The organism is Clostridium sp. (assembly GCF_051278035.1).
Classification (GTDB): domain Bacteria; phylum Bacillota; class Clostridia; order Clostridiales; family Clostridiaceae; genus Clostridium_AD.
In genome coordinates, this window is record NZ_JBNMNU010000044.1 from 1 (window position 1) to 12,301 (window position 12,301).

Genomic DNA, 12,301 nt, shown 5'->3' on the forward strand with positions numbered 1-12,301 from the left:
TACCTGCAATTCATCTGATTTATAAGGGGACACAAGATACGGGACAGATTTTCAATGAAATGCCAATAGGGATTATTGTTTTGATTTTTTATGTTATATGTGGAAGTTTTATTTTCTATAGAAGTAAGAAACTGAAAAATCAACTTGACCTTTAGTGTGAATATTATGAAGATAATCTTTAGGTGTTTATATGTCGTATCTTTCTAATATTACTCATCAATCGTAGTTTTACGATGTTTCTACTATTGTATTTTAATAGTAATAATAAAAAAATAAGGGGGATTTAAAATGAAAGAATACAGTCTTTTATTAGGTGCAATAATCGCTACACTATTTCTTATCTCAAGCCAACTAAAGCAGATAATAAAACTACTTTCAAATAAAAAATAATTCGAAATATTCTAATATTGTTCAACAACTAAGTCTACATACTGGAATCAATATTAAGTATGTGGACTATTTTATATGTATATCGGCTATACTCGATATTATTATATCTGTTATATTTGATCTATATATTTGATCTATATATTTTATATGTACATTACATAGATACTTATTATTATCAGTAGTTTATCTGCATTTAGTACAGATAAAGCTGTAGGTGGATACTATTTAAGATCTAATGTACTATAGCTAGCAATGGCGGAATGGGCATAAGGATAACCCTATACAATAGTATGGGGTTACTTTACAATACAATCATTTGGTGATTTATCGTCCCTTAAACCTTTGAATACGGGTTGCCGTAAGGAACCGTTTGCAGTTTTCATCATATATTTTACAATGCATACAAGAGTAGGCTCTAGTTGCTAACTATAAACGTTTTAACTGAACTATATTAAATAATTTATTATGTTAGCACATGATAGGTATTAACAAGATTGGGAAGTTTTTTCGTAAATATTTATAAAAATGTACTTTATTACTACAATATGGTATATTATAGTTAAAATTATATATTAAGGGGGAAGATTATGAATGATTTAAGCTTACTAATTTTTAATATTACTGGAATGGTTTTAGATGATAAAGAGTTAAATGATGTATCCGAATGGCTTGGAAATAATAAAGAGAATTTACAGAGTATAGATAAATTACGAAGTGAATTAAGAAAATATTTATTAAGTAAGTATCCGGCTAAAAAATTAAAAGTTTTAGCTGAAAGTGATAACAGTGATCTAGAACAGTTATTACTTATAATGAAATCTGTATCAGGTCCTAAGAAAAAGTAGGTATGTGATGGAAATAAACCCAATATTAATAGTATCAGGTGTTTTAATACCAATAACATTTTTTGTTTTAAATTCAAATAAAGAAAAAAGAAAATCTCAAACAGATAAAATAGATAAAGAAAGACAACTTTGTGAAAAATGTGAAATTAGATATAAAGAAATAATGGATAAAAAAAGTAATTTAATAAAAGAAGTTACAAAAATAAGTCTATTAAAAACATTACCAACTGACATACATAATGCAGAATATAAGGAAATAAACTGTAATAATATGAATATATTTTCAATTTCGTTTTCAAGTTTTATTGAGTTTTACAATGAAATAGAGGCATTTTGCTTAAGCTTTAACAATAAAATGTATGAAGGAGAAAAGGTTGAAGAATTTATGCATGAAGAAGTAATTGAAAATCTTATATATTTAGCTAAATTTCAAGTTAAGATTTACAATGAATTTGTAAGAATATCAAAAGATCATAAATTAAAAATACCCTATACTTTTAATTATTATAAGTATAGACAATTCAATAAATTTCTAGAGAAACATAAAAAAATAGAATATAAGCAAATCGAAGAAATAAGAAGAAAAGTTAGTGTGTAATCTAAGGTTTTTGTTATTATTTCAAAATTTATTATTGGGTACTATTTGGGTACTAATGTTAAAAAACAGTACCCACTTTTAATATAAGATAATATAAGACAATAGATACAAACGCTGATATACCAATGGTTAGTATAACTTACTGAATGTAAATATAAGCAATCTAACGCACTCGTAACGCGTAGGTCGAGGGTTCGATCCCCTTTTTCAGCTCCAAAGTTTATAACAAATCATTTGTATCACAAACAAATAATAAATAAAAGGCAAAAACTATTAATAAGATAAAAGTTTTTGCTCTTTTATTTAGCCTAATAAGGTTATTTTATAATTTGCTGGCAGCATCTTTATCCAAAATAACTGTTACATCTTGATGTAGTTGAAGGATAGAAGCAGGAATTTCAGGATTGATCTTACCATTTATGAGTTTATAAATAGCATCAGCTTTTGACAGTCCACTTGCTAGAAGCACAATTCTCTTTGAATACATTATAGTTTTTATTCCCATACTAATTGCCTTTGTGGGAACATCCTCTATACGCTTAAATAATCTAGAATTCGATTCTATAGTAGTGTCATCTAAATTAACAAGATGAGTTTCAGCTTCAAAATTAATATCCGGTTCATTAAAGCCTATGTGTCCATTAACTCCTATTCCAAGAACTTGAATGTCAATGCCGCCAGAATTTTTAATTTTATTTTCATATCTCAAACATTCTTTGAAAATATCTTCAGCATCTCCATTTGGAACATTAATATTTTCACGTGGAATATTGATATGTTTAAAGAAATTGTTAATCATATAATAATAATAACTTTGGCTATTATTTTCATCTATTCCGTAATATTCATCTAAGTTAAAAGATTTTACTTCTCTAAAATCAATTTCCTTTTTATTATATAGTTTTATGAGTTCACTATACATTCCAAGGGGTGTATCTCCTGTTGCTAAACCTAGAATGGTATTTGGTTTTAAAATCATTTGACTGCTAACTAAGCTTGCAGCTTTCCAGCTCATTTCCTCGTAATTGTCTACTACAATAATTCTCATTATAAGCACCTCTTCATTTCGTTTGATTTAAAAACTGTATTGCCTTCTACTATGGTTTGTTGAATATTAAAATCACTATCTAAAATTAGTATATCAGCGTACTTACCTACCTCAAGACTACCTTTTACCGTATCTAGTCCAAGCTCTTTAGCAGGGTTAATGGATACCAAACTGATTGCTTCACATATATCAATATCAGTATTATCCATAAAATTTTTAACACCTTCATTAAGTTTTAGAATACTTCCGGCTAAGGTTCCGTCTTCTAGTCTTGCAGAATTATTTTTAACTATCACTTTTTGGCCTCCAAGTTCGGATACGCCATCTCTTAAACAACCTGCTCTCATTGAATCAGTAATTAAAATTATTCTGTTAGTTCCCTTAACTTTTTTTAATATATTAAATATTGCAGGATGAACATGAATGCCGTCTGCTATTAGTTCACAATATATATCGCTATTTAAAATTGCACCTACAATACCAGGTTTTCTATGATTTAGTGGAGTCATTGCATTAAAAGTATGAGTAGAGTGGCTAATTCCACATTTTATGGCTTCCATTGTTTCTTCATACTCCGCATTAGAGTGTCCTATTGAAAGTATTATATTTGTTTTTTTCACAGTCTCTTTAATAAAATCAAATTTATTATCCTCTTCAGGGGCTAGAGTTATGAGTTTTATAACATCAACATAACCTTCAACAAATTTAAAATTAGGCTTAATAATAAAATCTTCCTTTTGAGCTCCCTTATACTTTTTATTTATAAAAGGACCCTCCATATGTGCTCCAAGAATTTTAGCTCCATTTATTTTCTTTTTCATATGGATACGTATATTGTCAAGAGCAGCATATATCTTTTCTTCGCTCATAGTCATGGTAGTTGGAAGAAAACCTGTAACTCCATTCTCAGAAAGCGCGCTGCTTATAGTGCTAAGTGCCACGTCGGTTCCATCCATTACATCATACCCACCGGAACCATGCACATGCATATCAATAAATCCTGGGGATACAAAATTTCCTTTTGCATCAATGATTTCATCACAGCTGGGAAGCAGCTTTTCTAAATCTTCAGCTTCAACAAATCCTAATATTTTTTCATCGAACAATAGTGATTTTCCGTAAACTACCTCATTCTTAATAAGGATCTTTCCGTTAATTATTATTTTCAATTTTATCACACCTCCATAACTGTAGAGTTTTCCATACGTTTCCGTTGCTCTTTTCTAATAATTTCACTGCGTCTAAAATGCTACTTCCAGTCTCGATTACAATAATTGCGGTTTTTGCATCATAGTTGCACTCCTGAACTACCGTGCGAACTTTAATTACATCAGCTTTTGTTGCTTCTTTAACTATATCCACAACTCTATTTTGAAGTTTAATATTAATAGGTTTTACGTTAACCATTAAATTAGAATAGGTCTTGCCAAGTTTAATCATTACAGTAGTACTTATCATATTTAAAACCATCTTTTGAGCTGTGCCAGCTTTCATTCTAGTGGATCCAAGTAATATCTCAGGTCCTACAATAACCTGAATTGAAACATCACATATTTCATTAATAAGGCCCGAATCACTACAACTAATTCCAATGGCCTTGCAACCCAGAGATTTACCATACTTAAGAGCGCTTATTGCATAGGGCGTATTTCCACTGGCAGTAATTCCAACTAAAATATCGTTTTTTCTAAGGTCTATTTCTTTTAAATCTATAATACCAAGCTCAGTATCATCTTCAGTATGTTCAAGCCATCCACTTAAAGCATCAGTTCCTCCAGAAACAATTCCCACAACAAGTGAATCATCAGTGCCAAAGGTAGGTGGGCATTCTGATGCATCTATAACTCCAAGCTTTCCACTTGTACCACTACCAATATAAATTAATCTGCCTTCATTTTCTATTGATTCTACTATTAAGTCGACAGCCTTTGAAATATTATCTAACTGTTTTTCAACTGCACAGGCTATTTGCTTATCACCGTCATTAATTAGCTTCAAAACTTCAATGGTATTTAATTCATCCAAATTCATAAATTTGCCCCCTATTCTAAGATAATCTCATATTTATATCTATCACTTCTATAAATTGAATTAGTATATTCTATAGGTGTTCCATCTTGAGTGTAGGTAGTTCTTTTAAACATAAGGGCTATGGAGTGTGGCGTTTGGTTTAAAAGGTTGCACTCATATTCACTTAAAATTATTGGCTCTATTGTCTGTTTTGCCTTTATTGGATTTATGCCATACGTTTCTCTAAAAATAGAATAAAGAGATTTACCTTCTATCATAGCGGTTGTCATATCATCAAAAAGATGATGTGGTAGCCACACAGTTTCAATTGCAAGTGGTTCATCATTACTTAACCGTAATCTTTTAATCTCTATTAATTGGGTCGACATATTTTCAATTTCTAATATTGTTTTAATTTGTTTTGTGGCTGGTTTTAATTTAAAGGAAAGAATTTTAGTTTGAGATTTAACCCCTTTATCCTCCATTTCTTCAGTAAAGCCTTTTAATTTAGAAATTTGTTGTTTTTCTTTAGGGGCTGATACAAAAGTACCTTTGCCCTGTTCTCTATATATAATGCCTTCATTAACAAGGTACATAATAGCTTTATTAACAGTCATTCTACTTACACATTGAATTTCGCATAATTCTCTTTCCGCTGGGATCATATCACCAGGCTTTAATTCTTCATTTTCAATCATTTCTTGTAAAATTTCTTTAAGCTGATAATATAAGGGTAGAGGGTTAATTTTTGAAACTATACGCATACAAAATTCCTCCTAGGAACATACTTTATAAAGTAATATCAAAAAAATTATATCTAAATGTTTCTTTAACTATAGGTTAGTATAACATATAGTTAATATGTTGTATATACCAATTTGGGCTGATGTATAGGGAAATAAAATGTAACCAATTCTAATGGGAATCCATTTATATCTCATATTAAATCTATAATGAAAAAACAATAAGGGCGTGCCATACTAGGCACAAGTGGTACGTTTTAGAGAATGCATATTTTGTTTTTTGGAAAAGTTGAAAGGCAATAATTAAGATGGTATAATATAAAAATAATACACTAAATTTCTCATAATATCCTATAAATCTATCAGTATAACTATTAAACGTGGAATTTGGGTATAAAATAGCAAAAGTAAAGTGGAGGGAAATTAAATGGAAAGCAATAATGCAAATAGGGAAAACAAAGGAAATTTAAAAGTTAGAAAAATTATCTACTATGTCTTAGGTGTTTTGGAAGTGTTGTTAGCATTTAGGCTTGTTTTTAAAATTCTTGGAGCAAATCCTCAAAGTACATTTGTAGATATGATATATTCTTTTACAAGTCTATTTTTAACTCCATTCAGTGGTATATTCAAGACAGCGGTATCAAAGGGATTAGAGGCACAATCAGTTTTAGAACCACCACTTATTATTGCTATGATTGTTTATGCTGTAATAGCATGGGGCATTGTTAAACTAATTGAGATTAGTAGTAATCGTAAAGATACTGAAAAATTATAAAGAAACATTTTATGAAATAGAGAAATAAAAAATCAGTTGACCAATTAGAGGTTAACTGATTTTTATTTTATATCATATTATTTTTCCATTTCTTGTACCCCAGTGACTTTACTGTCAGCATCCATTTTGAATGTTGATTTAGCTTCTTCATTAGTGAAGTATATATTACCGTCAACAGTCGCGTCTTTTAACTGGAAATTACTTGCTGTAACATAAAGGTCGCCTTTGAAAATTCCATGTTCTATGCTTCCCATAGGACTACTAAAAGTTAATTTTGGAGCAGTCAAAGTGTATCTAGCGGTTACGTTTCGATCTTCATCTTGAGCGTAGAGAGCGACTTTACGTTGTATAATATCTTTACCTTCATCATCTTTTTTACCGTTTTTATATTCACCATCGACAACAAGATCTTTATCAAAAGATAAGTCCTTTAATGTGGCGATAATCCATGTACCCTCGTTACTTATGGCCTTTTCAAAAGCAGCCTCAGTATCCACTATCGAAGCTGTGGTTACAACATCAGGTGTTGTTTCCGGTGGTGTTGTTGTAGCTGGTGGTGTTGTTGGTGTATCGGGTATCACCTCAGCTTTTTTAGAACAACCAACAGATAGTACAATTAATATAGCTGATATTATTAATATAGCTTTTACTTTCATTACAAATCCTCCTTATTATTTTATAATTTTTACTTTGAATTTAGTATAACCAAAATGATAAAAATTAATGTTATTGAAATAAGTCTTATTTAAAAAAAATAATAAATACCAATATTGATATTAAATAAGATTAATGGTAATATTAATTAATAGAGTTTCAAAATTACTATTTATGGAGGTGAAAATGATGGCTAAGTTCCTTTTAGAAAACATGATATTAGATAGATTACCGATAGCATTATCTGGAATATCATTTACTGATTTCAATTTTACGGGAGAAGTTTACCCAAAATTGAATATATCACTAAAAAGAAATGAGTTATCTTTGCCTTAAATACATTATAATTATGTTATTTGTAAGCCTAGGTGAGGAATATCTTGCCTAGGTTTTTTGTTTAGATTAATAATTGGTTAGTAGAACTAATTTATATATAATCAAAATACTAAAAATCTTGGTAACGGCGTTTACTGGGGTTTTTTATTTTGTTTTGGAAATTTATATTGTTTAAAAATATAGGAGGAATCTATAATGATAGAATTAGCATTAAAAGAAGTAGGAAAATATTTTGGAGGTAATAGGATTTTTGAAAATATTACTTTTGAAGTTCAAAATGGAGATAGAGTTGGTTTAATAGGAAAAAATGGTACAGGTAAAACTACGGTTCTTAAAATTATTGCTGGTATGGAAAACAAAGATAAAGGTAGCATATCCATAAGAAAAAATGCAACAATAGGTTATTTACACCAAATACCGGATTACCCAGAATCGTACAAAGTAATAGATGTTTTAAAAATTGCCTTTAAAATTCAATATGGAATAAATGATAGTATGAAAATACTAGAGACACAGATGTCTATTTTAAAGGAAAAAGAATTAGAATATGCATTAAGAAAATATGGAGAACTTAATGAACTCTATGAAACAAAAGGCGGTTATGAAATAGAAGAAAAAATGAGTAAGGTTTGCACTGGGCTAAAGTTTAATCAAAAATTTTTGAGCAGAGATTTTATTAGTTTAAGTGGCGGTGAAAAAACTATTGTAATACTTGGTAAAATTCTTCTTGAGAATCCAGATATACTTCTTTTAGATGAGCCATCCAATCATCTAGATGTGACATCTATAGAATGGCTTGAAGGTTATCTTAAAGTATACAAAGGGACAGTAATTGTTATTTCGCATGATAGATATTTTTTAGATAGAGTTGTAACAAAAATAGTTGAAATCGAAGATGAAGAAAATTCGTTTTATGATGGTAATTATTCCTATTATGTTATTGAAAAGCAAAGAAGGGTCTTTGAACAATTTGAAGCGTATAAAGATCAACAGAAAAAAATAAAGGCTATGGAGAAAGCAATCAAGCAATTGAGGATATGGGCTACTCAAGCGGATAATGAAAAGTTTTTTAAAAGAGCGGCTAGTATGCAAAAGAGATTAGATAAAATAGAAAAAGTTGATAAGCCTCTAATGAATCAACCAAAAATTCAATTAGACTTTACTGATACAGAGAGATCTGGAAAGGACACCCTAAGCATTAAAGGTTTATATAAAAGCTTTAATGATAAGAAAATATTAGAGGATTTGTATTTAGAAGTAAGATATGGCGAACGTACAGCTTTAATAGGTGATAATGGGAGTGGTAAATCAACTATTATAAAAACTCTTCTAGGTGAAGTAGAGGCAGATTGTGGAGAGGTAAGGTTAGGCTCGAACACCCAAATAGGATATCTTCCTCAAAACGTTGGCTTTAATAATGAAGAACTAACAGTGCTTGAAGCTTTTAGAGAGGATATTTATATTTTAGAAGGACCGGCTCGGGGGATCCTTGCAAAGTTCTTGTTCTATGGAGAAAGTGTTTTTAAAAAGGTTAAAAATCTTTCAGGAGGAGAAAAGAGTAGACTAAAGCTTTGTATGTTAATCCAAAATGATATAAATCTTTTGATACTTGATGAACCTACAAATCATTTGGATATAGATTCAAGAGAAAATCTTGAAGAAGCTTTAATGGAGTTTAGTGGAACTATACTATTTATATCTCATGATAGGTTTTTTATAAACAAACTTGCTGAGAGAATATGCGAAATTGAAGATAAAAAGATTAGTGATTACAAGGGGAATTATGAATATTATAAAGAAAAGAAAAATGAGTTTAAGAGAAATAAAATTGAAACTCCGAGTATTGAAAAAGAGAAAAAACTAAAGAGTAAAGAAGATACCCAAAAGCAAACAAGTAACAACAAACGAAGAGAAGCAGAAAGCTTAGAAAATACAATTAAAGAGCTTGAAGAAAAACTTAGAGATATAGATATTGAAATGAATAATAAAGGCAGTGAATACGATATATTGATGGAGCTCGGAAATGAAAAACAAAGAGTTCAATATGAATTAGACATGATTATTGAGAAGTGGATGGATATTGAAAACTCTTAGTGTATCTAATGGGGAAAGCAATTAGCTTTAATAGCGACTATTTTATCGATTATTAATTTTATTATATATGTTTTATGATATAATTTTCTTAGAGAATATCATTAAAATAACATAAATAAAGTTTATAAATTATCTAAATTAAAGAAGGGAAGTTTTACTATGAACAATGAATTATTAGAAAAATATGCTCTTTTATTGGTGAAGACAGGAATTAATATTCAAAAGAATCAAATCCTCGTTATTAACGCTCCTATTGAGTGTGCTTCTTTTGTTAGAATCGCGTCAAAAATTGCTTATAATGAAGGAGCTAGAGATGTAGTTATAAACTGGAGAGATGAGCTATCTTCAAAAATTAAATTTATGAATGCGCAAGATGAGGTTTTCAAAGAATACCCAGACTGGCAGAGAGATTTTTATTTGTCAAATGTGCGCAAGGGAGCGGCGTTCCTAAGTATTTCAGCCTCTGACCCTGAGCTTATGATGGATGTTAATCCTGAGAGAATGGCAAAAGCGCATAAAGCAGCTAGTAATGCAATAAAGGAATATAGAGAAAGGCTTATGAGCAATAGAAATGTTTGGTGTATTGCATCAATTCCGACTATATCATGGGCAAAAAAAGTATTTCCAGAGGATTCTGAAGATAAAGCAGTAGAAAAACTTTGGGACGCTATATTTAAAACTGTAAGAGTTGATACAATGGACCCTGTTGCATCATGGGAAACCCATAAAGGAAACCTAAAGAAAAGTATGGATTTTTTAAATTCAAACAACTTTAAATATTTACAATATAAAAACTCATTAGGTACTGATCTTAAAATTGAACTGTCAGAAGAACATTTATGGCTTGGAGGATCAGATTATACACCTGAAGGTATAGAGTTTATAGCCAATATGCCTACTGAAGAGGTATTTACACTTCCTAAAAAAACTGGGGTTAATGGAATAGTTGTAAGCTCAAAACCTCTAAACTATAATGGGAATCTGATAGAGGATTTCTCACTTACTTTTAAGGAAGGACGAATTATAGAGTTCACAGCAGAAAAAGGATACGATAGTCTAAAGAGTATTATTGAAACGGATGAAGGATCATATTATCTTGGTGAAGTAGCATTGGTACCATATGATTCGCCAATATCTAATTCAAACATATTATTTTATAATACACTTTTTGATGAAAATGCCTCTTGTCATTTGGCTATTGGAAAAGCATATCCAGTATGCATAAAAAATGGTGAGAATTTAAGTGAGCAGGAACTCCAAAAACTAGAAGTAAATGATTCTTTTGTTCACGAAGACTTTATGGTTGGAACAGAAGATTTAGAGATAATAGGTATTACAAGAGATGGAAAAGAAGTACCTGTATTTAAAAATGGGAATTTTGCATTTTAATAAAGCAATAGAATAAAATAACTAGTCAGTATGATATTATACTGACTAGTTATTTTGTATTATAATGATGTTTGTTATGAATATGATAAGCTAAATCGTTTTTAATGAATAGAATACATCCGTTGGTAAATAATTACAATGCATGTATTAAATTGCGCATAAGGAGTAAGTTATGGAAATAATTGATTTGAAAAAACTAACAAACAATAAGTTAGAACCTGTCTGTAAATTAGATGGCAAACTTTTTTTAAGGGAGACGAAAAAAGTATATAGCGAAGATTTTAGTGATTTAGGAATTATAAATTATTATACTTATGAAGTTAATAATAAAAAAATGACCAAAGTGAATACACAGAGAGATAAAATAATATTAGATTTTTTTCAGCAGAAAACAGTAGAGGGGCAGGATGGCTTCTATTATGTTACTGTTAAAAAGCAGATTTTAATTAATGAGTATACGTTGAATAGTGTTAACATTAATACTTCTGAGGTTACAACAGTATTAAATTATGAAATGGATAAGAAATTTAATTCTCTATTAGTAGAAAAATTAGACGAGGATAGATTTATAGTCTTTTTTAAGGAAGAGCATACGTTGACATTTGAGGAATTTGAAAGTTTTGAAACACCAGAAGAAAATTATGGCTATGACAAAGCAATAATTTATAATTCGCGTAGTGAAAAGAATTTCGAAGTAAAGGATAAAGACTTCTTAAGAGGACTTCGTTCGGTGTTTTTTAAAACCTATTTAAAAAATGAACAGTGTATTGTATACGAAGAAAACTATTTGGAACCATATGATAAAGTACAGATTTATAATGATATAAGGGATGGACAAAGATCTAAAAAAGATAAGTTTTTTTACTTAGATCGCATTAGATACATCCAGGTAAAAAAATTGATTAGTGAAATTGAAGAAGGCTCAGAGAAATTAGAATTTGTAAATTTGGAGACTCAAGGTATTGATGGTTACGAATTTTTTGCTGGCATAGATGGTGATAATATATATTATGAAGTAAATAAATTTGGGAAGGTAAGAAATGATGTTATGATTATATTGAACAGGGAGAGTATAGAAAAAACCTCTGTTACTTTACTATCAGAAAATGATGCGGATACTACTATAAATTCCGCTAGTTACACTTGGAATTTAGACGGAAAGTATAAGGTCATTTTTCAAAAAAGATTTTTTCCGAAAGGTAAACTAAGAGTTAAAGAAATTATGAGTGGTAATATTGATTATACATATGCAGAAAAATTAGGTTATCCACAAGAATGTATAAGTGGTCGTTACTTAATTACTTTAAACATTAGAGATGGTCAAAAAACTTCTATCATTGATATGCAAACAGATAGTGTAGAAACATTTAAAAGCGAACATATAGTTTTTGATGATGATTTAGTTTTATTCTAAACATT

At 29.6% G+C, this 12,301-nt stretch carries 12 protein-coding genes, 1 tRNA gene and 1 pseudogene; 8 read left to right on the forward strand and 6 right to left on the reverse strand.

The window, feature by feature from the left end; all coding sequences use genetic code 11:
* Positions 1-686 precede the first annotated feature (686 nt).
* Positions 687-797 (reverse strand): annotated as a pseudogene (locus tag ACJAX4_RS08595) (DNA ligase); the annotation flags it as partial.
* Between the two features lie 180 nt (positions 798-977).
* Between ACJAX4_RS08595 and ACJAX4_RS08600 the strand changes: the two are divergent.
* From ACJAX4_RS08600 to ACJAX4_RS08610, 3 genes are all read left to right on the forward strand, one after another.
* Positions 978-1,235, forward strand: coding sequence for a hypothetical protein (locus ACJAX4_RS08600; RefSeq protein WP_435789049.1), 258 nt, complete (start codon positions 978-980; stop codon positions 1,233-1,235).
* A gap of 7 nt (positions 1,236-1,242) precedes the next feature.
* Complete coding sequence (locus tag ACJAX4_RS08605) at positions 1,243-1,833, forward strand: hypothetical protein (RefSeq protein WP_435789050.1); 591 nt, start codon at positions 1,243-1,245, stop codon at positions 1,831-1,833.
* Between the two features lie 113 nt (positions 1,834-1,946).
* Positions 1,947-2,049, forward strand: a tRNA-Ser gene (locus ACJAX4_RS08610).
* Positions 2,050-2,155: 106 nt separating this feature from the next.
* On the opposite strand, the gene nagB is transcribed toward ACJAX4_RS08610, so the two are convergent.
* From nagB to ACJAX4_RS08630, 4 genes are read right to left on the reverse strand one after another with little or no spacing between them, the layout of a single operon-like run.
* Positions 2,156-2,881, reverse strand: a complete 726-nt coding sequence (gene nagB, locus ACJAX4_RS08615; protein WP_435789051.1) for a glucosamine-6-phosphate deaminase — start codon at positions 2,879-2,881, stop codon at positions 2,156-2,158.
* Positions 2,881-4,050 (reverse strand): N-acetylglucosamine-6-phosphate deacetylase, encoded by a 1,170-nt coding sequence (nagA, locus tag ACJAX4_RS08620; RefSeq protein WP_435789052.1) that lies wholly within the window; start codon positions 4,048-4,050, stop codon positions 2,881-2,883. Before nagA ends, nagB begins: the two co-directional genes overlap by 1 nt.
* Positions 4,034-4,912 (reverse strand): N-acetylmuramic acid 6-phosphate etherase, encoded by an 879-nt coding sequence (gene murQ / locus ACJAX4_RS08625; RefSeq protein WP_435789053.1) that lies wholly within the window; start codon positions 4,910-4,912, stop codon positions 4,034-4,036. Before murQ ends, nagA begins: the two co-directional genes overlap by 17 nt.
* A gap of 11 nt (positions 4,913-4,923) precedes the next feature.
* Complete coding sequence (locus tag ACJAX4_RS08630; RefSeq protein ID WP_435789054.1) at positions 4,924-5,655, reverse strand: GntR family transcriptional regulator; 732 nt, start codon at positions 5,653-5,655, stop codon at positions 4,924-4,926.
* Between the two features lie 406 nt (positions 5,656-6,061).
* Here ACJAX4_RS08630 and ACJAX4_RS08635 point away from each other — a divergent pair, with 406 nt between their 5' ends.
* Positions 6,062-6,409, forward strand: a complete 348-nt coding sequence (locus tag ACJAX4_RS08635) for a YggT family protein (RefSeq protein WP_435789055.1) — start codon at positions 6,062-6,064, stop codon at positions 6,407-6,409.
* Between the two features lie 77 nt (positions 6,410-6,486).
* Here ACJAX4_RS08635 and ACJAX4_RS08640 read toward each other — a convergent pair whose 3' ends face one another.
* Positions 6,487-7,065, reverse strand: a complete 579-nt coding sequence (locus ACJAX4_RS08640; RefSeq protein ID WP_435789056.1) for a hypothetical protein — start codon at positions 7,063-7,065, stop codon at positions 6,487-6,489.
* 184 nt (positions 7,066-7,249) lie between these two features.
* Between ACJAX4_RS08640 and ACJAX4_RS08645 the strand changes: the two genes are divergently transcribed.
* The 4 genes from ACJAX4_RS08645 (at position 7,250) to ACJAX4_RS08660 (ending at position 12,296) form a co-directional block, all read left to right on the forward strand.
* Positions 7,250-7,399 (forward strand): hypothetical protein, encoded by a 150-nt coding sequence (locus ACJAX4_RS08645; RefSeq protein WP_435789057.1) that lies wholly within the window; start codon positions 7,250-7,252, stop codon positions 7,397-7,399.
* A gap of 195 nt (positions 7,400-7,594) precedes the next feature.
* A complete protein-coding gene (gene abc-f, locus ACJAX4_RS08650) occupies positions 7,595-9,493 on the forward strand; it encodes a ribosomal protection-like ABC-F family protein (RefSeq protein WP_435789058.1) in 1,899 nt (632 codons plus the stop codon).
* Between the two features lie 159 nt (positions 9,494-9,652).
* Entirely contained in the window at positions 9,653-10,882 is a 1,230-nt protein-coding gene (locus ACJAX4_RS08655) for an aminopeptidase (protein ID WP_435789059.1), read from the forward strand.
* Positions 10,883-11,054: 172 nt separating this feature from the next.
* Positions 11,055-12,296, forward strand: coding sequence for a hypothetical protein (locus ACJAX4_RS08660; protein ID WP_435789060.1), 1,242 nt, complete (start codon positions 11,055-11,057; stop codon positions 12,294-12,296).
* Positions 12,297-12,301 lie beyond the last annotated feature (5 nt).

Coding starts and splice junctions, on each gene's coding strand:
- ACJAX4_RS08655 (WP_435789059.1), top strand. CDS start 9,653: ATGAACAATGAATTATTAGAAAAATATGCTCTTTTATTGGTGAAGACA.
- abc-f (WP_435789058.1), top strand. CDS start 7,595: ATGATAGAATTAGCATTAAAAGAAGTAGGAAAATATTTTGGAGGTAAT.
- ACJAX4_RS08630 (WP_435789054.1), bottom strand. CDS start 5,655: ATGCGTATAGTTTCAAAAATTAACCCTCTACCCTTATATTATCAGCTT.
- ACJAX4_RS08645 (WP_435789057.1), top strand. CDS start 7,250: ATGATGGCTAAGTTCCTTTTAGAAAACATGATATTAGATAGATTACCG.
- ACJAX4_RS08635 (WP_435789055.1), top strand. CDS start 6,062: ATGGAAAGCAATAATGCAAATAGGGAAAACAAAGGAAATTTAAAAGTT.
- ACJAX4_RS08640 (WP_435789056.1), bottom strand. CDS start 7,065: ATGAAAGTAAAAGCTATATTAATAATATCAGCTATATTAATTGTACTA.
- nagB (WP_435789051.1), bottom strand. CDS start 2,881: ATGAGAATTATTGTAGTAGACAATTACGAGGAAATGAGCTGGAAAGCT.
- ACJAX4_RS08660 (WP_435789060.1), top strand. CDS start 11,055: ATGGAAATAATTGATTTGAAAAAACTAACAAACAATAAGTTAGAACCT.
- ACJAX4_RS08600 (WP_435789049.1), top strand. CDS start 978: ATGAATGATTTAAGCTTACTAATTTTTAATATTACTGGAATGGTTTTA.
- ACJAX4_RS08605 (WP_435789050.1), top strand. CDS start 1,243: ATGGAAATAAACCCAATATTAATAGTATCAGGTGTTTTAATACCAATA.
- murQ (WP_435789053.1), bottom strand. CDS start 4,912: ATGAATTTGGATGAATTAAATACCATTGAAGTTTTGAAGCTAATTAAT.